The following is a 23,880-nucleotide window of genomic DNA, read 5'->3' on the forward strand; positions in this document are numbered from 1 at the left end:
CCCTCTGGGGCGCCTCATGTTTGATACGGAGACAACCGCGCTTTTGCGCGCGGTCCTGGACGACGTCTGCGAAAGCGTTTCGCACCGCGAGATTGGAGCACGGACTCACGTCGCTTCGAAAATCCTGGAGGCCGCCACCAGAGGCGAGGTTTCGCCCGATGGGCTAAGGCGGGTCGGCCACGACGCGCTGTCCCGTGCACCCACGATGTGGCGCTGATTGATCCGGAGGGGGCGTGAATTTCCAGGTGACGGTCCTCAAGATCCTGGTGAGCTATCCGGACGGCTTCGCCGTGATGGAGGACCTCAAGCGCGACATGGCGATCCTGGCGACCAGCGGTCGCGACTGGGCGGACCGGACCAAGCGCCTGGCCGCGCGGGTGCCCGATCTCGACATCTTTTCGCACCGGCTGGTCGAACGGATCGGTGGCGGGTGGAAGATCACGGCAAAAGGACGGGCAGTGCTCGAGTTCATGGAAGCCCGCCCCGCTGCGACCGAACCGATCCAGGCGCCTTTGGTCGAGGAGGCTCCGGCGCCGATAGTCGCTGCGACGCAGGTTGCTCCGCTGCGGCAACCCGCTGACCGTGCCAAGCGGCGCCGCGAACGTCGCGAACGGCGGCGCGAGGCGCGCGAACGAGCGAGGGCGAGCGCCTCCTGAAGTGTCCTACAGCGCCGGCAACGCGCGAAAAGAGGAGGACGGGACCCGAACCCGCGCGGTATCGCCAGCCGCTACCGCTCCGGCGGCCCTGACCACGCCCAGCACCCCGCATTTGAATGGAGGGCCCGTTTCCGCCGACGAGAGCAACTGTCGTTTCAAACCGGAAGCGTTTAGCTCCGCGCTGCAATATCGCCGGAGAGCGGCTCCTTCCGCCGGCCTTGTGCTGCGCGGACGCTTCCTTGCTTCCTTGCTTCCTTGCCGCCTTGCCACCTTGCACCGCATCTTAAAAAAGGTGCGGCCTTAGCAGAAACAATCCGTCGCTCGCTCGGTTGAGGAGAATTGCCACGAGGATATGACATGCGTAAGTCAGCTTCAGCGACCGTTCTGTTCCTCTCCTCTTTCCTAGTCTCCGGCTTCGCCCTTGCTCAACAACCCGAGACTGCACCCGGCTCGAACGAGACCCAGACGACTCCTGTTCAGCCGGACCGTACGCCGCAGCAGTCCGATCAGGCGCGCGAGAGGGAGCGTAAGGCCGCTGAAGATACCCGCGTTAAGCGTGACTGGACAACACAGCGCGATGAGGATCGCACGGGTATGGACCGCATGCGTCAGCAGCATATGGGACGTATGATGGAAGATATGGACCATCGCACCACGGGCGGCAATTGGCGGACGCAGCGCGATGATGAAGATATGGACCGTCGCTCGCGATTCCGCGATGAGGATCGGCCGCGGCGCCGCGTCAAAATCTGCTTTGAATATGAAAACGGCGACGAATTTTGTCGTTACCGCGAGTGAGTTGAACGGACGCGCTGTTCTCACGTAACGGTCGCCGCTCCGGTGTCGGGTTGCGTCCTGGTCAGTTGCGAGGTCCCTTGAGGATGTTACGCATCCCGTTCTCACCCCAGCCTTGGCTCCGCTGGAGTGGCCGTGCCTCGCGGCTCTAAGGGGGTCAATGTAGATGCTTCCATGAGAACCGCTGATCTCGCAGCTCCCTTCGTGATCAGTTGTGGAACGCGCATCCAATTCGAGCCGAGCTCGACAGCTCCTTCTCCGAGCGCCGGATCGTCGCCTGCGTGCCGATTGGAGCACTAGACTACCGCGATCGAGGTCATCTGCTCGGCCTTGAACCGGCAGCCGATCGGTCATCCTTCGAATGCTGCCTTCTCGGCCCCCGAGGTAGTTCCCGCGCCCCTCTGTAAGGGACTTCTCGCGATGCGTGAGGTTCTGGAGCAGTGTGTGCCTACATTGTATCTTTGGGGCCTCTGTGACGTCGCGGTAGGGCCATGGGGTTCATGCAGCACACCAGGTCACCAACAACAAGGCCGCGACTGAGCCAGAGGTATTTCACCTCGCGCCGGTGAGCTTGGCCATCCTCGATGCGGATCTGAGATATGTTTGTTGCAACCACCTCCTGGCAGAGATGTGCGGAACGCCAGTGTTTGGCATCGAATGTCCGGCTTGGGTCAAGGCGGCTGTCGGCCCCTGAGTGGGACGACTTCCACTCTACCTATCGCTCCAGGCCTACCGCTGCGGTTTGCCAGCGGCGATCGGCAACACGCGACGCCACCGACGCGGGACGCAACGCCGCCGCTACCGAAGCGGGCGGGACCGGCTGAACAAGAAACCGCTGGGAGTGAACTTTCGGGCTACTGCGAGCGCGCTGCCCTCGCACGTTTCGAGCGCGATCTTCTGGGCCAGCATGACGTCTCCAATCGGAAGGTCGCCAACGGGCAGGAAACACAAGCCGATCCTTGGACGGCCGTTTTCGCCGACCTCGCAGACATTCGCAGCCGCTCCCGCATAGATTCTGTAGCGGTTGCCCGTGTCGCCACCGATTACCTCGAAATAACCCGTCTGCGCGAATTGCCGCCGTTGGACAGGCGAGAGGTAATGCCGCAGCAGCAGCAGCGCGCGTCCTTCCGGAGTGCTCTCGGCGCCGTGTCTAATGAACAGCGCCTTTGCAGCCCTCATCCGTGAGCGTTCATCCGGCCGCGACGGCCTGAACAGCCACACGGTTCAGCAATTCAGCCGCCGACCAGCCGGGGGAAGAAAAGAGTTTCTTCCGCCGTGGGGTCGAACGATCGGATCTGCGACACCTGACCTGAACCGGTCCGGACCGCAGCGGTGAAGCCGACGTTCGTCAGCTCGCGGAACCGCTGCTCCGCCTTGGCTAATTCTCGTGCATCGTCCGAGTCGAAGAAGTGACGGCTGTCGCCGGTACTGTCCATCACGGTCTGGATCGGCATGCGGATCCCTCCTTGTTGATCATGACAGAATATTGTTGAAGCTCCGCAGTTCCTCGATCGCACCAAAGCTACTAGTTTTCGCGCCTCGCAACCTAGGCTTCGGTATGGTTGTACGCAGATGGCCCGCAAGCCGGGGCGCAGCTTTTTGGACTTCGGCGAACAGCATCAGCCCGCCACAGCGTCACCGGATATGGCCATTGGTCGAAAGTTGGTCCGCATCCTTCAAGGTGATCGAGATGGCAAAGCCGAATGCCGCAACCAGTTCGGTGGCTCGCGACGTAGTAGCGGAGCAGGGCTGGGGGCGTGGACGGTATCCAGCAGCTTGCGCGAAGTTCGGCGGAGCTTCAGCGTTTCTGACTCAACAGGTTCCGAGCTCTTGTACGAGGATTTGGAACTTGGCGGCGTAAGAGGCCGTCGTCGCACCGGGCCTCGGCAGTGAAAGAAGAGCAATCTGTGAATTAGCTCATTTAAGGTTGAAGGAAGCCGTGTCTTAACACTCAGGCGAGTCCGAGGATTGCACCAGGAGACGGGCAATGCCAATCACTACGGAAACGACCTCGTTCACCAAAGACATTCAAGGCCGCTATCTCTGCAACAATCTCGCGGAAGTTGATGCCTGGAAATCCGCAGGCGGGCGTCCGTTCGATTTCATCATCGTGGGAGGCGGGACATTCGGTTCTGCGATGGCTGAGCATTTGTGGTTCCGCCAGAAACAAACGGGTGGCGGATTGAGGACGCTGGTCGTCGATGCCGGGATGTTCACCGTCCCTGAGCATGTTCAGAACACGGGGATCCAAGGGTTTGCCGATCCGGCTAATCCGTTCCTTTTGAACGAAAGCCTGCCGCAGCCGGAGCCCCCACGCAACGAGGTCTGGGGAATTCCATGGAAGTCGACTATTCCCTTCAAAGGACTAGCGTACACGCTCGGGGGCAGATCGCTCTATTGGGGCGGTTGGTCGCCTCGTCTGCTGGACGAGGAGATGTTGGGTTGGCCCGCAAACACCGTAGTCGATCTGAACAGCCGCTATTTCGATGAGAGTTCTCGCCAGATCGGTGTCGACGAGGCGAACGACTTCATTTTCGGCGAATTGCAGAATGCGCTGCGTCGCCGGCTCTTCGACAGTTTGTCGAGCGTGCCCGGAGCGTTCGCGCTCGACGCGCTCCCGCCATCTCCGCTGCTGAAGTCGGCCGCCGACCCCGCACAGTTGCTTGGCCTGTCGTCGAGCGGCGGACTTTCGCAAAACGACCTCCTAAACCTGCTGAAGCTGGAAGCGCCGCTGGCTGTGCAGGCGCGCCCGCCACACGCGGGGTTCTTCCCGCTGAACAAGTTCAGCGTCGTTCCGCTGCTGATGAAGGCGGCTCGGACTGCGGCGAGCGACTCCAACGGCAATGATTCGGTCAAGGAATTCATGGTGCTGCCCGACACGCATGTGCTGACGCTGCGCAGCGTCCCCACCGCGGCAGGGACCTGGCGCATCTCAGGCATCGACACCAGTCGAGGTCCGATAGATCTGGCACCCGATGGTGCCGTTGTCATCGCGCTCGGCACGATCGAGAACGCGCGTCTGGCTCTTGCATCGTTCGATGCCACCGGACTTCCGACCCTGTCTCTCATCGGCAAGAATCTGATTGCGCACCTTCGCTCGAACCTTGTCATCCGCGTGCCGCGGTCGGCGATTTCCGGGCTTTCGCCGGCGGTGAACGAGCTGCAGACTGCGGCCCTGTTCGTGAAGGGACGGGCAACGCGCCCGAATGGTGATCTGATCGGCCACTTCCACCTTCAGATCTCCGCGAGCGGCGGCGGCAACACCAGCGGCGCCGAGGACGAGCTCTACCGCAAGGTGCCCGACGTCGACTTTTTCGATCAGCTGAAGACCTCGACCGACACGCACGTCGCAATTGCAATCAGAGGGCTCGGAGAGATGGAGCCCGCCGATCCGGCCAATCCCGCCGCTCATCCAGGCCGCGTCGATCTGAGCTCGCGGACAGACGAATACGGCGTTCGTCGTGCATCGGTTGCGCTGACACCGACGCAGCGCGATCAGGATCTCTGGGCCGTCATGGATGCGGCGATGCAAAAGGTCGCCGCCGTCTTCGCCAACGGTCAGCCCATGCAGGTGCTCCAGAGCAACCAGGACGGGCTCGGGACGACCCATCATGAAGCCGGGACACTCTGGATGGGCACCGATCCGACCGCGAGCGTCACGGACGGCGACGGACGCTTCCATCACACCGAAAACCTGTATGCGGCCGGCCCGGCGCTATTCCCGAGCATCGGTTCGCCCAACCCGATGCTGACCGGGATAGCGCTATCGCGCCGCACCGGCGACATGATCATGACGCCTCCAGCCTTCGTGGCCGAGGCGGGTTTCGAGACGCTGTTCGATGGCACCTCTCTGGGGGACTGGACAATGTCGACGATCAGCAACCAGCCCGGCCGGGACGACCCTGGCTCGTTCCGGGTCCGGCGCGGGGTTCTCGAGGCACGAACGGGGACCGATCTGGGGCTGCTCTGGCTGAAGCGCCGGACGCCGCCTCGCTATGTTTTGCGGCTGCAATGGATGATGACGGCGCCGGACGACAATTCGGGCGTCTTCATCGGCTTCCCGGACCCCCGGAACGAGGGCTACGACAACACGGCCTATGTCGGCGTCAACTTCGGCTTCGAGATTCAGATCGACGAACTGGCCCGGCCGGACAATGCGCCCATCCACAGGACGGGTGCGGTCTACTCCTTCAAGGGGCCGAGCTTCCCATAGCCAAGAGCTTTATTGTGCTCCCGCTGCACAGACCGAGAGCACTCTATGAACCGGCCGGTTAGTGAGGAGACGCGGAAACTTCTGGAGCGCGCACACAAAGCCATCGAACATTCCATCGCGCTACGAGAACAAAGGCGTGCTCTCTCGAGGCACTCCCCGAGGCGCGCTCCAGAAGGAGCCGCGGGCTCCCCGACGAGCGTCTATCGACGAATAGCAGCGTTCCGGCTCTGCCGTTGCGGATGGCCCACTTAGCGGCGAACTCAGGGCGTCGCACCCCGGATGTGTGAGGACGTCAGGTTAGATTGCTCCAGAAGAGGGGTCTCAGGTTCGCGGTGCGAAGAAGATGGCGCCTGGCTGCGGCGCTTCGATCGGTCGGCTCTGGCGGTCTAGACCTGGACACCAGAGCGCCGGTGATGGTTCCGCTGTTTCAGAAACCCAAATGCGGGAGTTCAATCGACCGCATCATCTCCTGGCAAGCGTGACAAGCAAAACCGGCTGGACGCGATCCCGGGTGTCGCCGGCGTTCGCGACAGCTCATCTGACCCCGGTGCCTAGAGGTCCGCACGTAATCCCAAACGCGCGGCCAAGTCGGCGCCGCCGCCAATGGGCCCATGAGGCACGGCGCTTCCTACATAAAGTAGGCGAAGCGTGTCAGCGCGAGTGTACCGTAGCTGTACCCGCGGCACGCTCCGGACGATCTTCTTTGCAACTCTCCTTGCGCTCCACCTACGCGCAGCGTCGCAGCAAGCACACTCCTGCCGAGGTTTCGCTACCTGGATCAGGCGGACGGAAGGGGTCGCACCGCGACACTAAAGACCCGAGACCCCTGTTCCCTGTCGGAACTAAATGCACGTAAAGTGGAGTTCGGTTCCGCCGAAATTGTATTTGCAAACGAGCTCCGGCTAAGTCAGAATTTCGGTACCGGGGCTGGCTGCATACTTCACTTGATCTTTTTCACCCGGCTTCATTGACCAGGCGCGGGCCGCAGCGATTTCACATCACGCTGCGGCCTTCGCCGTATGGCCGCCAGCACACAGGTGGGGCCGCCAGCGTCAACGGGCGTTCGGTGCGTCTTTTCCCCTAGGAAAAGTAGTCTTGGTTCTGCCCTGCCTAGGTCTCTCGGGGAGCGGCCCCTCTGATGGTTGAAGGAGGCGGTGCCGCGCCCCGTGCCAAAGGCCTCTCTCGTCGGAGAAAACTGGGGTCTCAGAGGGTTTCAGGCACGCTCGGGTGGCGCCCGTCGGGCGATCGCCCTTTCCGAACGACTGCCGGCTTCCGGCGAGACCATCTTGGTGGTTCTCGCCTCCGGCGACCGCGTCACCCTCCCGCGACCTGCAAGGATCGCGCGGAAGCATGTGTGGTCGTCGTGGAGCAGGCTATCGGCCGGATTATCAGTGGTCCATGCAGGACGTCGGGGGGCGCGCCGCGGGCGCGGTCGGACGGCGCGCGAGGTCGCAAGACCTCCGGCGCCGCCGCGACGGACCGGCTCGCGCCGCCCCTTCTCCGGTCGAGGGTGAGATGCTCTCGCGCGAGCGGGATCCACGGCTCGATCCCGCGACCCCGGACCGGCTTCACCGCCGGCGCGGGGGCGGATGCCACACGAGAATCCGGTAAGCCCGGCATCATCCACTTGCGTTTGACAAAACAAATGCAACTAAAAGCCCGACCACCACAAGCACTCCGGTAATCTTCTGCTCAACCTCGAAGGCCTCTGGGATCATGGTATTCACGACCATAGTGAGGAGCGCGCCGGCCGCTATCGCGTTCACCGTCGCAGTCAGCTTTGGCGAGGCCCCGGCCAAAAACGCTGCTCCGCAGAGCGAACTCAGACCGGACAATACGGCGATCGTGATCCACAGCCCGAAAATGTACTTCGCGCTGCGGCCCGCCTTGCGCATTCCGACCGCGCTCGAGAGCCCCTCCGGAAAGTTTGAGAGGAAGATCGCGGCGAGCATGGCGATGCTTACGCCTTTTCCACTCAAAAGCGTGAGGCCGAGAACGACGCTTTCGGGTATTCCGTCCAGGAGCGAGCCAACCGCGATCGCCATACCGGCCCCCGTTCCGGCTTGCTGCTGTTGATCGCCCGACTGCTTCCGGTGATGCCCGCCCGTTTCGAAACGATGTGATCGGCGAGCGCATATGCCAGTGAGCCGATGAGGGCACCGGCAAGGATCGGCAATAGTCCGCCTTCCTCATAGCCATCTTCGAGCAGATCGTACGCCACCGCTGAAATCAGGACGCCGCATCCAAACGACATTATTCCGGCGACAAGCCATCTTGGCAGTGTCGCAAGGTAAGCCACAGCTGCTCCTGCCACCAGCGACGAAGCTCCCAGTACCCCCCACAGGCCAGCGCTCAACCATACGGGCATCACACGCCCACTCCATTGCGGACCGACGTCCGTACGGCAGAGCACAGAACCTGCGACGAAAGTCTGCAGCCAGTGCTCACCGCAACACCCAGAGCAGGATGGCGAATAACATGCAAACCACCGCACCTGCCAACACAACAGCTGCCGTCGGTAAGCTGGAGTGCCCGGAAGATCCATGCCAAGCCGGCTGCTCCGGCGGACGGCTCGCGAGCCAATTCGCGCCATCAGTGCGCAGCGGGTCCGTCTTGGTTAATCCCACGGTTGGTTGATGGCGACGTGCTTCGGGGGAGGGCCTGGGGGACCCAACGAGCAATTTCGGGTCCACTAGGACCTCAATGCCTTTTTCTTCAAGATAGGCCATTGTTGCCGCGACGTCTTCATCGCTCATCCGATCGATCGGAAGCGACTTGCGAATGTCGTCAACAGTAAGCGCGCCTCGGAGTTGGCCTAGGGCCGCAAGATTCCAGAGCGAGCCATTTCGCGATTGAGAGCCGTTTGTTGTGCGCGCGTTCATGCGGGTACTTTCGCACAGGAGGGAGCGGAAGTGGGTGTTGCACCTACAACGCCGCGGGGCGCCAGTCGTTCGTTAGAACTCGTGCGCTCCACGAGCCATCGTACCCGTGAGTAACAAATTTTCACCGCCCATGGCGCCCATTGACGTGGGCGGCACGAATAGCAGAGGGAGCCCCACGGCTTTGTGCGCAAGCGTACCGAAAATCGAGCCATTGAACCTCTGCGGGAGCAGGATCTGTAGCTATGATATCTGCCGATGCGCCGACGAGGATCATCGTAGTGCCGCGATACTTCTTCCACATCCACAATCACAGATCCTTCAGCGACCGCGATGGAGAAGAGCTGCCGGACGATAACGCAGCGTGGCGCGAGGCGCTGCGGACCCTGAAGACGCTCGAAAGCAATCTGGACCCTGGGCAGCAGTGGCGCCTTTCCGTGCGCGGCCCTCGTGGCCCGCTGTTTGAGATCAGCATCGACACTGCACGCCTGAGCTGATCCTGAATTGCGCGGTGTCCTGAATTGCGCGGTGCGCTGCGCGCATTGCGGCGCCGCGGCAACAAAAGCAGCGCGCCTCTTTGGAGCTCGCCTGATCACGTCCAAAATAGCCCGTGCGTGTGCTAGTTCAGCGGGTCGCATCAAGGCACCTCTCGATAGGGCGCTTGGGATCTACAATACCGAGCGATACTTCGCCGGAACCACAGTTCGCGCGCTACATGTTGTACCCTCGACCGGCACTCTGGTCGTGTCGGCTATGACCGTCGAACTAGTTTCGATGGTTAGCCAGCTTCCTGCGATTTCTCACCGCGCGATCGAGCGTCGCGAACATCTGAATAATGGCCCGTCGTGCGGCCGCCTGGTATGGAAACGTGCTGAACGCAACGGCGCGCGCGATCTCCAGCTTTACTTCGTCGGTCTTATAGATCTCAGGCAGAGTTCGAAACGTTTCATCTATTGCGTCCTGCATCTGGTTGGCCATTTGGGTGTCGATCAACATCGTGGCTTCGCTTTGGACCCTGTGAACCCGGTCCGCTATTCAGCAGGGCTGGTCGCCGCCAGCTGCCCTTCGTTTAGACGACAAGTTACTTCCGAAAGCGGAGCTAAGTCCTGCCTGCTCGTCCGAGTTTGGTACGACACCGCGCATACAACGTGTCGCAGGAGCAATGGGATGTTGCACGGGCGTGTCTGGCAGAGTGGATACAGGGAGGTGTTCGAGGGCGCCGTCGTTGGGAGATGTAGCAGCTTTCGTTCCAAGCGGCAGCCGCTGTGCATCGACCGAGACGCTCAAAGGTTTGCGAAACTCGCCTGCCGTCAGTTATCTCTCTGCTCCTGTCCCAAGTAGTGCACTAGAGGAGAGCAAATACTGCCATGCAAACAAGGCTCGGCTACGGAGAGCGACGATCGCAAGAAGCTGAGCGATACCAGCCAGGTGTCCGTTCGGCGCGGAATTTCGCCGCTTGCGCTCGGGTTTGATGTGAGGAATCATATCCCGGAAAGTCCCCCGGTTGTGCTGGAGCCCGGCCTTGAACGATATAGCAACGGGGAGCGAGGCGACGGCGCCGGTTTCACGGAATCGGCTACTCAGGTTGCTTCCAAAAGAGGAATTCCAATCAATCAAGTCCAGGGCAGAAGAAGTGCGGCTTCGGCCTCGCCAAATCCTTCATCACTGGCGTTCCTCGTTGGAACATGTCTATTTTATTACGGACGGGCTGGTATCCGTGAGTGCGAAGGTCGGTGAGAACGACTATGTGGAGGCTTGGCTCATTGGCAGCGAAGGCGCTGTCGGTGCGCTTCTTCTCCTGACAGGCCAAGCTCACGCTCCACCGCACCGGCGGATCGTGCAGGTGGGCGGTTCGGCATTGCGGCTCTCCGCACCCGACTTCCTGGAGTTGGCCAACCGTCTTCCCACGTTCCGTCAGGTCCTTCACCGGTACCTTGCGGTGGTTGTGGTGCAGACGTCCCAATCTGGGGTATGCAATGCAGTCCATTCGCTCAAGCAGCGACTGGCTCGCTGGCTGCTGGTGGCCTGCCAAAGCTTGGATGATCACAACCTGCCGCTCACCCACGATGTCCTCAGCAGGTTACTTGGCGTGAGGCGCGCAAGCGTGACTGAATGCCTGAGCGACCTCGAGGATCAGGGCGTGATCAGCACTCATCGCGGGCACATCGAGATCACTAATCCTGACCTTCTTCGGCAGATCTCATGTGCTTGCTTCCAAATGATTCATCGCGAGTACGCCCGTCAGCTCACAAGCGTCGGTCCGCCGGCCTAGCTGATGCCCGACGGCGCAAGCTTTCTTTGTGTTGGCCCAGCCTCAAGCTGGTGATCTAGGCGGGTGGTGGCTAGGAGCGCTGTAGCGGGAGCAAAGGCGTTCACAGACCTGAACCGCCTGCCGGAAGCTGAATGCCCAGCCGCATCGGCCGGTTCTGGTTGGTTGGGTCCTCCGACGGCGATTCATTCGTCGCCGTTAGCTTCGGTCCAACCAGAGGAGTTCCGCATGCCGGCGAATGGAGCCGGACTACCCCCAGAGCGGGGGAGACGACGTCCCCCAGGTGTCAAGCTCAGCCCCTTTGGAGAAGGCTAGTCACCGTTTCCACAACGCGTTGCTCGTTTCTGATGCGGATTGCGGGACGGGTCCCCGTGTCGGTCAGGGCGGCCTCGCGGAACGCCTCGGCCAGCTCACACAGGGCCTCCTTCCGGGCCGCATCCTCATTCGGGAGTACCATGCCCACCCGATCCAATCTCACCTTGAGCCCTTCGCACTGATCGAAAAAATAGCGCTGCATGGCGGAGAATCAACGCTGCTCGCCTTCGGCAAGATAAAACGCGGTCGGCGGCCAGCCGTTCGTCAGAATGGTACGCTGGAGCACCGGCTTTGTTTGGTGGGGCTAGATCTTCCCTGTCCTGGTCAGCACATCTGCAAAAGTAAGCAAGAACATGGCCGCGAGAAAGATCAAGCCGGAGACGGCGGCAAGCCTGACCAATGCGCGAGCTTGGATGAGCTCCATGAAAAAGACCACGACCAAGCTCGACTTGATGACGGCAACGATAACTCCCGACGCGACGGTGATAGGGCCCATAGGAATGTAAGCCAGGAACATGCTCAATAAGAGCAAAGCGAGAAGTGCGACCCAGATGACCCCGTTCTTGACCCACAGAGCTGACGAACTGCTTGGATGCGATCGATTTCCAGTCATGAGGCTCTCCCTGGCAAATAAATGAGCGGATACAGAAAGATCCAGACGATATCGACGAGATGCCAATAGAGCGCGGTGACTTCTATTTCGGGATTCTCGCGCAGGCGAATTCGCCTGGTTGCTCCAAGCACGATCAGCCTGACGACAAGCACGATGCCGATCGTGAGATGGATCGCATGTACCCCGGTAACCAGCCAATACAGACCATAGAAAAGCTGCGCAGCCGCCTCTGACAGTGCAAAGCCGGCTCCGGGGACCAGATGTTTGTCGATATCCTCCTTGTATTCGAAGCCCTTCACGACGATGAACGCGAATCCGAGCGCCGCAGTCAGGCCTAGGCAGGTGAGGACGAGAGTGCGGGAGCGTTCGCTCTGGGCCGCAGCTTGGGAGGCGACCGCAATGGTGAGACTGCTCGTAAGCAGGATGGCGGTGTTGATCGTGCCGAACCAGATGTTTGTGGCGCGACCAGCTGCCGCAAATGCGTCCGGGTGCTCGACCCGGCAGACGGCATAGGTGAGCATAAGTGCTCCGAAGAACAGGGTCTCGCTTGCAAGAAAGATCCAGATCCCGAACTTTCCCGCTCGTTGCTGGCGCTCGAAGCGCTCCCACGGTTCTCGAAGCAGTGCGGTTGCGTCGGTCATCGTAGCGACCTGGCGTTCTGAACTTCGGGGGCATCGGTCCCGGCCGACTCGCGTTCGGCGTGATACTGGTAAGGGCCACGATCCACAAGCGGCTGGATATCGAAGTTGTTCGGCGGCGGCGGCGACGTCGTCGTCCACTCCAGCCCGGTAGCGCCCCAAGGATTGTTCGGCGCGCGTTTGCCGTGAAGAAGGGACCAGGTCAGGTACATCAGCGGAAGCAGATAAGCGGCGGCCAAAACGGCCGCGCCAGCGGATGACATGACGTTGTAGACTTGAAACTCTGCCGGGTAGGTGTGATAGCGCCGCGGCATTCCGAGGTACCCGGCGAAAAATTGCGGCAGGAAAGTCATGTTGAAGCCGAAATACATCGTGATGGCGGCAAACTGCGCCCAGGACTCCGGGTACATTTTCCCCGTGATCTTTGGCCACCAGAAGTGCAGCGCACCGAAGAAGGCGGACACCGAACCGCCGACCATGATGTAGTGGAAATGCGCTACGACGAAGTAGGTGTCGGTTACGTGCACGTCGACCGGGATCGACGCCAAAAACAGCCCCGACAACCCGCCGGTCGTGAACAATCCAACGAACCCGAGGGCATAGAGCATTGGCGAGTTGAAGCTGATCTGTCCTCGGTAGAGCGATGCGGTCCAATTGAAGACCTTGATTGCCGAAGGTACGGCGATGACGAAGGAAAGGAACGAGAAGATGAGGCTCGCATAGGGCGATTGTCCGGACACGAACATGTGGTGTCCCCAAACGAAGAAGCCGATCCCCGCGATGGCAATGATGGCATAGACCATGAAGTCGTATCCGAAGAGGCGGCGTCGGGCGAAGCAAGGAATGATCTCGGAAACCACTCCCATGGCCGGGAGGACCATGATGTAGACCGCGGGATGCGAGTAGAACCAGAACAGGTGCTGGAAGAGAATGGGATCGCCGCCGCGTGCCGGATCGAAGATCGGCAGCCCCAACCAGCGCTCTGCGACGACCAGCATCAACGAGATCGCGAGCACGGGAGTCGAGAGCACCATGACGATCGAGGTGGCGTAGATCGACCAGACGAACAGCGGCAGTCTGAACCAGGTCATTCCCGGCGCGCGCAACATGTGCGTTGTCGCGATGAAATTCACCCCGGTTGCGATGCTGGCGAAACCCACGACGAACACGGCGGCAGCGGCCGTGAGGACGTGCGTGTTGGAGAACATCGTCGAGAACGGGGTGTAGAAGGTCCAACCAGTATCGACGCCTCCCGCTATCAGGGTGTAGACCGCGAACACCCCGCCGACCAGCGTCAGGTACCAGCTGAACAGGTTGAGGCGCGGAAAGGCCACATCGGGCGCTCCGATCATCAGCGGCATCAGGAAGTTGCCGAACGTGTTCGGGATCGACGGCACCAGGAAGAACCAGACCATGATGATGCCGTGGAACGAGAACAGCCGATTGTAGGTATCGGAGCTCAGAAACCAGCCGTTCGGCACGAACAGCTCGAGGCGGACCGCCGTGATCGCTGCGCCGCCCATGAAGAAGAAGACCGTGATCGTGAGCGCATAGAGTATGGCGATGCGCTTGTGATCGGTGGTGGTGAGCCAAGATGCGAGCGTGCTCCCCGCTCGCAGATAGTCCGGACGCGGCGGAAACGGCAGTTCGCCCGCGAGCACCACGTCACTCATGATCTTGCTCCTGTCCGAGAGAGCGAATGTAGGCGGTCAGACTTTGTACCTCCCCGTCGTCGAGCAGCCCCGCAAAGCTCGGCATGAGTGGTTCGAACCCCGCGACGATGTCGCGCTTTGGCTGGAGGATCGAATCCCGGAGATAGGCATCGTCTGCTTTCAGTTGCCGACCGTCCGACAACTGAACGGTCCGGCCGTAAAGGCCGTTGAGCTTGGGGGCATGCACGCTGGAAGAAGCTGCGTGGCACCCGGAGCAGCCTTGAGATACGAAGAGTTTGGCGCCGAGGTGAGCGAGGTCGTCGCCTTCGGGTTGTCTGCTCAACCACCGAGCGTAGTCGTCCTCACCCATGACCGTGATCCGGCCGCGCATCGCTGAATGGTCCGTGCCGCAATACTCGGCGCACAGCAGCGGGAAAACTCCAAGCTTGGTCGCCTTGAACCAGGTCTCCGTGTTGCGCCCCGGCAGCACGTCCTGCTTGATGCGAAACGCGGGCACGAAGAACGAGTGAATGACGTCCTGGGACGTCATGACCAGCCGAACCGGCTGTCCGAGCGGAACATGGAGCTCGTCGATTTCACGAGCACCGTTCGAGTGCTGTGTTTTCCACATCCATTGTTTGGCGAGCACGTGCACCTCAAGCGCGTTCGTCGGAGCGGTGAGCGCGCCCACATCGGCCGAGGCGGCCCACCAGAACAGAAATACGAACAGGAACCCGGTCGCGGCCGTCCAGCTCACCTCGAATTCGCGGTTCACGATCTCTGGCAACCGGCCGCGCTTGGCGTTGGAGCCCCGGCGATAACGGATGGCGAACGTGACGAGCAAGCCGAACACGAGGGCAAGCGTGAGCGCCGACACGACCACCAGAATCGCAAATATCCCATCGACGCGAGCGGCGTGCGTGCTTGCCTCCGGCAGGGTAAAAACGGTGGTCATGTCATCACCCCGGTGCGTCGCGACCGACGGCACATGATGACTATCGCCAACCCAAGAAGTGCGACGGTCAATGCGCAGCCGAGCTTCAGGGCGGAGTCGACCCGCCGGGTGTAGATGCCGTGAACCGGATCAAATCCGTAGCAGAGGAGGGCGATACGGCTCCTCAGTCCGCCCACACTGCCCCCGGCTTCCAGGATCCCGAGTTTGAGATCGAGTGGTTGCAAACCCAGGCTGGAAAACGCACGGGAAACGTGACCGTCAGGCGTGAGCGTGACGAACGCCGCTGGGTGAGCGACCGCGCTATTTTGGCCATCGGTTTGGAGGCGATAACCGATGGCCGTGGTGAGATGGTCAATGCTTGCCTGGCTACCGACTAGAACCGATACCCCGGGGCCGCCGACTTGTCCGCCGGCGAATCTGCGAGCCGCGGCGGCATCATCCCCTGCATCGATCCCGAACACCACGAGGCTGTAGTCGCGCCCGGCCAACAATCCCGTCTGCTGTAGCGCGCTTGCAACGATAGTGAGCGCCGGGCCGCAGATTTGGGTACACGTGAAGTCCGCCGGCAGCAGCAAGGTCGGCCTGCCGTCGATTGCGTGGCCAAGGGTCGTTTCATTGCCATCCATGTCCCGAAACTCAAGTGTCGCCGGCGCCCTGGCTCCTTCAGGTGGCGCCAGTGCAACATCTTTGAGCTGCTGTTCCGTCAAAGCCGACAAGGCGCTCGAGGACCAGACGGCCATGAGTACCGTTAGCGCAAGCACTCTCATTGCTGCGCTCCCTTGATGTTCTCGACCTCCGGGGCGTTTGACTTGTCCAGAGGATCGTAACCGCGGTCGCCTCTGGCAATGACGATCTCGACGGCCTTCTCAATGGGTATTCTTGCGACACCTCTGCCTCGGTCGATCCAGCTGTACCGAGACAGAGCACTTCGTTCGCTCTGCAATGCATTGGCGAGGTCCTGGTCCGGGGCAGTTTGGAGGCCGGGCTGCGGGAATTGTCGTTCGATAGGCAGCTTGAAGGCGGCGGGTGCATCTGCCTTAACGTAAAAAAAGATTGCCACCATGGCCAGGCCGACGAAACCGAGGTAGCCGCCGACGGCAATGAGGATTTTGCGCGTGGCAACGTCGGGAGATTGCGGCAGCGCCCGGCGGTCCATCTCTTCATTCGGCATGCTGAGCCTCCAAAGCGGGACTGAGGGCAGCTCCAATCAGAAAAGAACTCATGCCCAAGGCGACCAGCGCACCCATGCCACAGGTGAGCACTGCGTCTTGCTGATCAAAGGCAGGAACGATCAGCCAGCAGAAGTGGAGAACGGAGCCGAGCAGCACCAATATGCCGGCCGATTGTAGGCCGTAACGGCTCCGCCGACACTTGCCTACGATCAAGATGCAGAACGGCAAAGCTGCGCCCAAGGCAAACGCAATGACTATCGTCGCTGCCCAACCCGGAGAGCTTCGCTTCAGGTACCATGCGGCCTTGTCGGGCAGATCGCCGTACCAAGCGACAACATAGGTCATGAATTCCAGGTAGACGACCCCAAGCAAGACCGCGAGCAGCAGCGCACCCACATCGGATGCCGCAGACTCATCGAGGGTGGGTGCGGTCAGGAGCGCAACAAAGGCCAGCGTCGCCGCGAGCTGTTGAATCGCAATCATCGCCGGAAAGGCAGTCGCGACGTAGTGCGGCTCGACAGAAAGAAACCAGTCCACCGCAACTAGGCTGATGGTAGCGCCGTAGAAGGCAAGTCCCAGCGCCGCGAGCAGACGGCCACCTTTGGCCAATGCAAACGTGATCCCGAGGACGCACCATCCGCCGAGTGCAACAGCGGCGCGCAAGGCATAGGAAGCCCAGTTCAGGTACCAGCGTCCAACGTCATGGGCGATGTGCGAACCGTCCAGTGCCCATGGGTAGAGTTGGCCGGAAGTCGTCAGCATTGGAAGGAAGGCGATGGCCACCGCCGCGCACAGCGCGGCGGACGGTCTCAACATTGCGGCCGTTGCGGTGCCCCATTGGCCGCCGGTTAGTGAATGTATCAGCAACAAAATCATGCTGCCGATCGGCACGCAACTCCAGATGGCGAACGCGAGCAGCCATCCCTGAGAGAGGACCGGTGTCCTGTATCCGGCTGCGACGATCAGAGCGACACTCAGCAGCAGAATTCCCGAGACGGCTGGAAGCCGGCGCAGATTATGGAAGCTAACGATTGTCGCATCTGAGTTCATGGCAACCTGCTTCGTAGCTCGGGAGCATCCGCTACCTTCGCGCCCTGAGATTCCTGAAGTGCCCTTATGTAGGCCACGATCGCCCACCGGTCGTTTGGATCAACCCGGGCGGCGTACGAGTACATCACCCCGTAGCCATTGGTGATCACGTGGAAAAAGTGCTCGGCGGGCGCGGCCCGAAGTCTGCTATCGTGGTAGGATGGCGGCGCCGGAAACCCGCGCTGCACGATCATTCCGTTGCCCGTTCCGGACAGCCCGTGGCACGGTGAACAATAGATGTCGTAGCGCTCGCGGCCACGCGCGAGCAGCCTCGCGTCGATCGGCGGGCGCTGCTGCGCTTGCCTTTGACGTTCGATGTCTCCCTGCGCCACGGCGCCCTCCGGCAGTGGCTGTGCTTCGGTCCGATTTTCGAACAGAGCCGCGCGCGAAAAGGTTCCATATCGCCGCTGCTGTGTCATCGAAATGTCGTTGCAGCCGGAAAGCAGCAGTGCCAGCGTCAGCGGGATTGCCAGGCGACCGATCATGGCGCACGCACTTCCGTGACTCTCGTTGCGCCGGCCGTCCGAAGCAGGTGGCGGAGCTCGAGCGTGGTCTCGTCGCTCTCTCCGCGCGCGAGCAGGAAGTAGTGGTCCTGCGAAGCCCGTTCGAAGCCGGGGATGTCGAACAATGGATTGTGGAGCTTCGGCAACCCCGTTGACCACAGCAGAGCGATGAATCCGGCGAGGGCAGCTGCGAAGATCCCGACTTCAAAGGGTACGAGGAGAAAAACCGGCCACGAGTTCAATGGGCGCCCGCCGCTGTTGATGGGATAGTCGACGACGGCGCTGTACCACTGCAGGGCGAAGGCGAACACTGCCGTGGAGAACCCGGCCAAAAGCATCGTGACCGGAGTAGCGGAGCGCCGGGCGGGGATCAGCTGCTCGAGATCCTCGACGGGGAAGGGGGCGAAAGCATCGAGAAGGCCACAATCGGAACGGACTTTCAGGCTCCGAGCGGCGCTAATCAGAGTAGCGGCATCCGGAAATTCTGCCAGGAGAGGCCCACTCATGCCACGTTCTCCCGGTGCGCGAGCTCGCGCATGTCGAACATCGAAACCGCAGGGATCAGCCGCACGAAGATGAGGAACAAAAACGCAAAGAAGCCCAGCGGTGCAATGACGAACGCCAAGTCCCAGATGGTGAAGTGAAACACCCGCCAAAGGCTCGGCATGTATCCATGAGAGAGTGTATTCCAGACGATCAAAATGCGCTCAAGCCACATCCCGATGTTGATTGCGATCGCAATCGCAAATAGGGCGGCAAGGGACCTTCGCACGCGAGGAAACCAGAGCGCCTGGGGCAGGACGACATTGCAGGTCAGCAGCGCCCAGAACAGCGGTGCATAAGTCCCGGTAAACTCAAAAGCGACGAGACTGCGGTCGCTGCGGGCGCCCCCGTACCAGCCCATGAACCATTCCGTTGCGTAGGAATAGCCCATCACGATCGAGGACATCAGCAAGACACGACCGATGACGTCGAAGTGCTTGCGCGTTATGATGGCTTGAAGTCCGAACCCCCAGCGGATCGCCAAGGCAAGCACAACGACCATGGCGAACCCGGAGTACATCGCGCCCACGACGAAGTACGGCGGAAAAATGCTCTCCTGCCAGCCCGGCATCAGGCTTGCGGCGAAATCCAGCCCGACGATGGAATGCACCGAGCAAACCAGCGGTACCCCGAGTGCTGCCATCGTCGTATGAAGGATCCTCAGGGCACGCCAGTGCCGCAGCGAGCCGCTCCACCCGAGTGCAAAGGCCCCGTAGAGCAGCTGACCCGTGCGCGACCTCGTCCGATCGCGCATGGTTGCGAGGTCCGGAATGAGGCTGACGTACCAGAATAGGATCGAGAACAGCAAATAACTGATGATCGCCCAAAAATCCCAAACGAGCGCGCTCCGCCACTGCGGCCACAGCGACATCGTGTTGGGGTAGGGCGCCAACCAGTAGGCGTAGATCGGTCGTCCGAGATGCACGATAGGCATGAGCCCCGCAATGGCGACCGCGAACAGCGTCATGGCCTCTGCGAACCGGTTGATCGAGGCGCGCCATCGCTGCCGCGTCAGCAACAGCATTGCCGAGATCAGCGTGCCTGCATTGCCGATGCCGATCCACCACACGTAGTCGGCAATCGCAACGCCCCACACGACAGTGGAATTGACCCCCCAGACACCGATGCCCTCGTAAAACACCCAGACGATTGCTGCCAGAAGCCACGCGACGAAGGGCGCGCTGACCAGGAGAGCAATCCACCAGAACTTTCCCGGGCTTGCGAACAGAGGCGCCGTCACAGCTTGCGTGATCTCGACGTCGCTGGCCCGGTACGCAGAAACCCAAGGCGCCGGCGCGGCCGCATTCGGTTCGAGGACATCGCTCATTTGCCGTCCCCCTCGGTTGGAGGATTGCGAACGTCGGCGAGGTAGGTCGTGCGGGGACGCGTGTCCAAATGCCCAAGCAGGGCGTAGTGTCGAGGATCAGACTTGCGCCCATTGACGCTGGATCCATCCTGATTGAGATCGCCAAATACGATCGCCCCGGTGGGACATGCGTTCTGGCACGCGGTGCGGACTTCGTCGGTGCCGATTGTCCGATCATCGCGCTCTGCCGCTCGTCGTGCCGAACTGATCCGCTGGACGCAGTAAGTACACTTCTCCATGACGCCACGAGCGCGCACCGTGACCTCCGGATTCTTTTGAGCGAGATAGGATTCGAAGCCGAGGTTGGCGTACTCCTGGCCGTCGGCGTACCCCCGAAAATTGAACCGACGTACCTTGTAGGGGCAATTGGCCTCGCAGAACCGCGTGCCGATGCACCTGTTGTAGACCTGTGCGTTGAGCCCTTCGCTATCGTGAACCGAAGCAGCGACAGGGCACACAGGCTCACACGGGGCGTGCTCGCAATGCATGCACGGGACCGGCTGGAAACCGAGCGCCGGATTGGTCGCTGTTCCATGATCGTAGGCGTCCACCCGCAACCAGTGCATGTCTCGCCCACGAGCGACCTCTTCCGGGCCGACCACGGGCACATTGTTCTCGGCTTGACACGCGACGACGCATGCATTGCAGCCGATGCACACCGAGGTGTCGATGACCATGGCCCAAGCGTTTCCATCGCCGCTGCGAGGCGGTGCTTCCGGCAGCAAACTGGGGGGGCGCTCCGCTTCCGGAGCAGAGAGCGTCCTTGCAGCAACGGCGACTTTGCGCACCGGGTAGAGCTCGGAAACATAGTCCGAAGCGCGGACGATATTCTGGGTTGTGAGCGGTTCTTGATTTCGGCCGGTCCTTGTGATGACGGCTTCCGCGATGGTCCATGGGTTTTTTGTGGTCCGAAGCCGAGTTGCATCGCATCCGATGCCATTTCCGATAGCGCCGGCGCGATGGCGGCCATAGCCGAGCGTCAGACAACCGACACCCAGGGCAGCACTCGGCTCTACAAGCACGGGGGCCTCGATGGTGGCCCCGCCTGATCGGATCGAGATGACCTCGCCGACGGAGACACCGAGCTGCCGAGCATCTTCAGGGTTGAGCGCGAGAGCGTTGCCCCAGACCTGTTTTGTCAGGGGCTTCGGACATTCTTGCAGCCAGGCGTTGTTTGCGAACGAACCATCCCAGATACTTGGATCGGGCTGCAGCACCACCTGGAATTCGGACGCGGCACGAGGTTCCGGCATCTGCGGTAGTTTGGGCTCTGCAGGTCGCAACGGGTCCGCCGCACTGCCGGCGATGACACCATCGTGAAGCGCGCGTGTCCACCAGGTCTCGAAGTCAGCTCCGGCCTGCGCCTGCCAAGTCCGTCGAACGAGATCGCGCGGCGAGGCCATATCGCCGTTCGTGAGAAGCGCAATGTATTCGTGCTCCGTATGGCTGCGATAGAGCGGTCGGATCAGCGGCTGAACCAGACTGGCTGTCCCGTCGATGCTACGCAGATCAGACCAGGCCTCGAGTGGATGGCTCAGGGGAACGTGCCAGTTTGAAAGCTCTGCGGTCTCGTCCGCATAGCAGCCGGCGTGCAGTCGAAACGGCGCTTTTCTGGAAGCGTCGGAGAAATTGAGATCGGCAGGAGCGTCGTACACAGGGTTGACGCCGAGCGTGACGAGCTGATCGACGCCGCCCCCTTTCAGATCGCGAACCAGTTCATCGAGCGCTTGGGGCTGGCGCCCGGCAGGTGTGCGGCCCACTGGATCAATGAGGTCCACTGGCGCATTGAGGCGAGCGTTGATCCAGTGCACGACCGCGTGGGCTTCGGCGGAAAGCGTTCGGCCCGCGAGAACGATGGCGCTGCCGGGACTGGAGTTCAGATCGGCGCTAATTTTCCGCACGAGTTCTTTCAAATGATCGGGCACCGCGGCGTCCCGGACAGCTGCGCCAAGCGACTTGGCAATCGCGAGCGCCACTTCGCCGATGATCGCCGGCCGGAGGGCGAGCCGATGATCAGCTTTCGCCCCGGTTAGCGTCGGGGCCGCCTCAAGGCAGTAAAAACGCGAGAAGCCCTCGTTCTGCGGCTGACGGCGCTCGGCAAATCCCCTTGCGCTTCGGAGTTGATCCGGACCATGGCCCAGCGGGTCGGCACCAAGCGCGATTACCACGCGCGCGCGCGCGAGGTGTGGCACTGTCTCGATGTCTCGTCCGTAGGCCAACATTGCGCCGGCGCGGGCACTGCCATCGTCGGCGGGATCATAGGCATGCCACGCGGCTTTCGGAAATTGCCCTAGCAGATCGTCGATCTGTCGTAGCAGGGTGGGCGAACTCACCCGACCTGTGACAAGTCGTAGCCCCTCGCCACTGCGTTGCTTGAGCAGTCGGTTCTGGCCAAGCACAGCTGCGCGGAATGCCTCAGCCGGAGCGACGGCCCCTTCGTGAAGCGTTGTCCGCGAGCGGTCCGGATCGTAGAGGGACAAAACGGCGGCCTCCATGAACACGTCGCTCGCACCGAGGCTCGCAGGATGCTTAGGGTTGCCTTCGACCTTGATCGGGCGCCCGTCGACGGAACTAACGAGCACTCCACGCCCGTAGCCCGAGAGCGCCAGAGTGGTCGCAAATTTCAAGGGCTCGCCCGGCACAAGGCGGTCCGGCATTCTCACGTAAGGAATTATCTGTTCGTCCGGACGGCTACAAGCGGCCAGTCCCGACGCGACGCCAGCTGCGAGGAAGCTCAATGCCTGCCGGCGGTCCAGCTCGGGGCGGGCTACGCGTGAGACCCGTTTGACGGGCAACTCATCTACCTGTGACATACCGAGCAATCCGTCAGATGATCAACACGAATGTGGTACTTCGCCATTAGCTCGCGGCCGAGCTGTTCCTGATTCTTTGCTGGTGACCATCCGGTGTCGAACACCGCCTCGCGCGGGCGCAGTGCTTTCTCGGGCGCTCGGTGGCAATCGATGCACCATTGCATGGTCAGGGGCGCCGCTTGGCGCATCAGTGGCATCTGATCGACCGCGCCGTGGCAGCTTGTGCATCCAACCCCTTTCGCGACATGTATTGAATGGTCGAAGTAGACGTAGTCGGGGAGTTTGTTCACCCGCTGCCAGGCGATTGGCTCATCCTTCGCCAGGCTCGCACGCACCGGGGCGAGCATGCCTGCGTTTGTCCAAAGCTGGGAGTGGCAGGTCATGCACGTCTCGGTCGGTGGCAGCCCGGCGAAGCGCGCCTTTTCGACCGAGGTGTGACAGTAGCGGCAATCAAGCCCCAAGCCGCCGACGTGATGCTGATGGCTGAACGGAATCGGCTGGTTGCGCGTCACATCTTGTCCAGTCGCGTAAGGCGAGCTCATGATACCGTAGGCTAACCCGACCAAAAGGATCGGGGCGGCGCCGCACGAGGCCAGGAGCACCTTCGCGATCGTGTCAGCGCCTGGGCGGAAAATCTGCATGCACCTGGCTCTGTCGGCGGCTTCTCATCGCCAATCCCGTTCATTGGTCAATCTCGGTTTAGGGCTGCTGGTGCCGAACTCTGCGCTCGGCCTGCTTACGTCGCCGTGAGCGTTCGTGAGCGCGCTTACTGTCGGTACGCAAGGTGGCCGAAGAAAAGGTGTGATGGATCCATCTTCCAGCATGAAGCCCCCGAACGCGCTTCAGCCTGCGGCGGCCTGCGGCCGAAGCGACTGCTCAACGATTTGACCGCAGCTCTGTGCCTCCGGGGAATGCGAGGCGCTCAGAATCTTTGCGCGGTAGCGTACAAACGGAGTTCGCGGGCGCGGCCCATTCGGAAACTTGCCCGGCTGCTTCCGATGACACATCCCGAGCACATCAACAAGATCGCGGGCGAACGGCTTTCCTAGCTATTGCCACCCCTTCGCAACTGGGTGCCGAGCTTCTAGGTACCAGATAGGTGCCTACGTGCTCCTGGATGGTCGGGGCGACGCCGCGCGGAGTACAGCTTTTGGCAGAATGACCGCAAGCGCAGCCGCAGCAGCGGCGTTCGCAAGGTTCTGCAGCCTGCCGGAGGTTCGATGCGCCCAGCCGTTCTGCTGCGTCCGCACCGGCTCAGATGCTCGACGTTGACTCCCAAATGGGTCCTGTCCAACCGGAGCGTCAGGCGCATCCTCCCCGGGCTGTCGGCCGGAAGCGGGGAGACGAGAATCCGGACGGAGGAAGCTCGGCCATTCGGGGTAGAGACTTTAATGCGTTGCTCCAGATCC

At 61.5% G+C, this 23,880-nt stretch carries 24 protein-coding genes; 6 read left to right on the top strand and 18 right to left on the bottom strand.

Annotation, left to right across the window (positions count from 1 at the left end; genetic code table 11):
- Positions 1–16 precede the first annotated feature (16 nt).
- The 3 genes from AC0L3B_RS17320 to AC0L3B_RS17330 all read left to right on the top strand — a co-directional run bounded on the left by AC0L3B_RS17320 (position 17) and on the right by AC0L3B_RS17330 (position 1,454).
- Complete coding sequence (locus AC0L3B_RS17320) at positions 17–217, top strand: hypothetical protein (RefSeq protein ID WP_368507428.1); 201 nt, start codon at positions 17–19, stop codon at positions 215–217.
- Positions 218–233: 16 nt separating this feature from the next.
- Positions 234–656: a hypothetical protein gene (locus AC0L3B_RS17325; protein ID WP_473295223.1), complete on the top strand. Its 423-nt coding sequence runs from the start codon at positions 234–236 to the stop codon at positions 654–656.
- 357 nt (positions 657–1,013) lie between these two features.
- Positions 1,014–1,454, top strand: a complete 441-nt coding sequence (locus tag AC0L3B_RS17330; protein ID WP_247398534.1) for a hypothetical protein — start codon at positions 1,014–1,016, stop codon at positions 1,452–1,454.
- A gap of 795 nt (positions 1,455–2,249) precedes the next feature.
- On the opposite strand, the gene AC0L3B_RS17335 is transcribed toward AC0L3B_RS17330, so the two are convergent.
- Both AC0L3B_RS17335 and AC0L3B_RS17340 read right to left on the bottom strand, forming a co-directional pair.
- Positions 2,250–2,630 carry a hypothetical protein gene (locus tag AC0L3B_RS17335; protein ID WP_473380783.1) on the bottom strand — a complete coding sequence of 127 codons (381 nt, stop codon included), beginning with the start codon at positions 2,628–2,630 and terminating at the stop codon, positions 2,250–2,252.
- 53 nt (positions 2,631–2,683) lie between these two features.
- Positions 2,684–2,905 (bottom strand): hypothetical protein, encoded by a 222-nt coding sequence (locus tag AC0L3B_RS17340; RefSeq protein WP_368507426.1) that lies wholly within the window; start codon positions 2,903–2,905, stop codon positions 2,684–2,686.
- 533 nt (positions 2,906–3,438) lie between these two features.
- Here AC0L3B_RS17340 and AC0L3B_RS17345 point away from each other — a divergent pair.
- Complete coding sequence (locus AC0L3B_RS17345; protein ID WP_473380784.1) at positions 3,439–5,664, top strand: GMC oxidoreductase; 2,226 nt, start codon at positions 3,439–3,441, stop codon at positions 5,662–5,664.
- A 1,619-nt stretch (positions 5,665–7,283) separates the two neighbouring features.
- On the opposite strand, the gene AC0L3B_RS17350 is transcribed toward AC0L3B_RS17345, so the two are convergent.
- Together AC0L3B_RS17350 and AC0L3B_RS17355 are read right to left on the bottom strand one after the other, a co-directional pair.
- Positions 7,284–7,709, bottom strand: a complete 426-nt coding sequence (locus AC0L3B_RS17350) for a ZIP family metal transporter (RefSeq protein WP_473380785.1) — start codon at positions 7,707–7,709, stop codon at positions 7,284–7,286.
- Positions 7,710–8,108: 399 nt separating this feature from the next.
- Positions 8,109–8,546: an RNA polymerase sigma factor region1.1 domain-containing protein gene (locus AC0L3B_RS17355; RefSeq protein ID WP_456653503.1), complete on the bottom strand. Its 438-nt coding sequence runs from the start codon at positions 8,544–8,546 to the stop codon at positions 8,109–8,111.
- Between the two features lie 242 nt (positions 8,547–8,788).
- Here AC0L3B_RS17355 and AC0L3B_RS17360 point away from each other — a divergent pair, with 242 nt between their 5' ends.
- Positions 8,789–9,040 carry a DUF6894 family protein gene (locus AC0L3B_RS17360; protein ID WP_210350923.1) on the top strand — a complete coding sequence of 84 codons (252 nt, stop codon included), beginning with the start codon at positions 8,789–8,791 and terminating at the stop codon, positions 9,038–9,040.
- Between the two features lie 268 nt (positions 9,041–9,308).
- Here AC0L3B_RS17360 and AC0L3B_RS17365 read toward each other — a convergent pair whose 3' ends face one another.
- The gene (locus tag AC0L3B_RS17365; RefSeq protein WP_204512666.1) at positions 9,309–9,539 is read right to left on the bottom strand and encodes a hypothetical protein; all 231 of its coding nucleotides are present in this window, start codon (positions 9,537–9,539) and stop codon (positions 9,309–9,311) included.
- 682 nt (positions 9,540–10,221) lie between these two features.
- Between AC0L3B_RS17365 and AC0L3B_RS17370 the strand changes: the two genes are divergently transcribed.
- Positions 10,222–10,815, top strand: coding sequence for a Crp/Fnr family transcriptional regulator (locus tag AC0L3B_RS17370; RefSeq protein ID WP_368507741.1), 594 nt, complete (start codon positions 10,222–10,224; stop codon positions 10,813–10,815).
- 289 nt (positions 10,816–11,104) lie between these two features.
- On the opposite strand, the gene AC0L3B_RS17375 is transcribed toward AC0L3B_RS17370, so the two are convergent.
- From AC0L3B_RS17375 to AC0L3B_RS17435, 13 genes are all read right to left on the bottom strand, one after another.
- Positions 11,105–11,329: a DUF6894 family protein gene (locus tag AC0L3B_RS17375; protein ID WP_204512664.1), complete on the bottom strand. Its 225-nt coding sequence runs from the start codon at positions 11,327–11,329 to the stop codon at positions 11,105–11,107.
- Between the two features lie 102 nt (positions 11,330–11,431).
- Complete coding sequence (locus tag AC0L3B_RS17380; RefSeq protein WP_368507742.1) at positions 11,432–11,740, bottom strand: cytochrome C oxidase subunit IV family protein; 309 nt, start codon at positions 11,738–11,740, stop codon at positions 11,432–11,434.
- Positions 11,737–12,381: a cytochrome c oxidase subunit 3 gene (locus AC0L3B_RS17385; RefSeq protein WP_368507743.1), complete on the bottom strand. Its 645-nt coding sequence runs from the start codon at positions 12,379–12,381 to the stop codon at positions 11,737–11,739. Before AC0L3B_RS17385 ends, AC0L3B_RS17380 begins: the two co-directional genes overlap by 4 nt.
- A complete protein-coding gene (locus tag AC0L3B_RS17390; protein WP_456653504.1) occupies positions 12,378–14,051 on the bottom strand; it encodes a cytochrome c oxidase subunit I in 1,674 nt (557 codons plus the stop codon). Before AC0L3B_RS17390 ends, AC0L3B_RS17385 begins: the two co-directional genes overlap by 4 nt.
- Entirely contained in the window at positions 14,044–14,985 is a 942-nt protein-coding gene (coxB, locus tag AC0L3B_RS17395) for a cytochrome c oxidase subunit II (RefSeq protein WP_368507745.1), read from the bottom strand. Before coxB ends, AC0L3B_RS17390 begins: the two co-directional genes overlap by 8 nt.
- Positions 14,982–15,752, bottom strand: a complete 771-nt coding sequence (locus AC0L3B_RS17400) for a thioredoxin domain-containing protein (RefSeq protein ID WP_456653505.1) — start codon at positions 15,750–15,752, stop codon at positions 14,982–14,984. The genes coxB and AC0L3B_RS17400 overlap by 4 nt, the downstream gene beginning before the upstream one ends.
- On the bottom strand, positions 15,749–16,156 hold the full coding sequence (locus tag AC0L3B_RS17405; protein WP_368507747.1) for a hypothetical protein: 408 nt from the start codon (positions 16,154–16,156) through the stop codon (positions 15,749–15,751). Before AC0L3B_RS17405 ends, AC0L3B_RS17400 begins: the two co-directional genes overlap by 4 nt.
- Positions 16,146–17,207, bottom strand: a complete 1,062-nt coding sequence (locus AC0L3B_RS17410) for a hypothetical protein (protein WP_368507748.1) — start codon at positions 17,205–17,207, stop codon at positions 16,146–16,148. Before AC0L3B_RS17410 ends, AC0L3B_RS17405 begins: the two co-directional genes overlap by 11 nt.
- Positions 17,204–17,731 carry a c-type cytochrome gene (locus tag AC0L3B_RS17415; protein WP_368507749.1) on the bottom strand — a complete coding sequence of 176 codons (528 nt, stop codon included), beginning with the start codon at positions 17,729–17,731 and terminating at the stop codon, positions 17,204–17,206. The genes AC0L3B_RS17410 and AC0L3B_RS17415 overlap by 4 nt, the downstream gene beginning before the upstream one ends.
- Positions 17,728–18,255 (bottom strand): DUF3341 domain-containing protein, encoded by a 528-nt coding sequence (locus tag AC0L3B_RS17420; protein WP_473380786.1) that lies wholly within the window; start codon positions 18,253–18,255, stop codon positions 17,728–17,730. The genes AC0L3B_RS17415 and AC0L3B_RS17420 overlap by 4 nt, the downstream gene beginning before the upstream one ends.
- Positions 18,252–19,619, bottom strand: coding sequence for an NrfD/PsrC family molybdoenzyme membrane anchor subunit (gene nrfD, locus AC0L3B_RS17425; protein WP_368507751.1), 1,368 nt, complete (start codon positions 19,617–19,619; stop codon positions 18,252–18,254). The genes AC0L3B_RS17420 and nrfD overlap by 4 nt, the downstream gene beginning before the upstream one ends.
- The gene (locus tag AC0L3B_RS17430) at positions 19,616–22,471 is read right to left on the bottom strand and encodes a 4Fe-4S dicluster domain-containing protein (protein ID WP_473380787.1); all 2,856 of its coding nucleotides are present in this window, start codon (positions 22,469–22,471) and stop codon (positions 19,616–19,618) included. The genes nrfD and AC0L3B_RS17430 overlap by 4 nt, the downstream gene beginning before the upstream one ends.
- Complete coding sequence (locus tag AC0L3B_RS17435; RefSeq protein WP_368507753.1) at positions 22,459–23,112, bottom strand: cytochrome c3 family protein; 654 nt, start codon at positions 23,110–23,112, stop codon at positions 22,459–22,461. The genes AC0L3B_RS17430 and AC0L3B_RS17435 overlap by 13 nt, the downstream gene beginning before the upstream one ends.
- Positions 23,113–23,880: the final 768 nt, after the last annotated feature.

It is taken from the genome of Bradyrhizobium sp. Kon56, assembly GCF_055807635.1.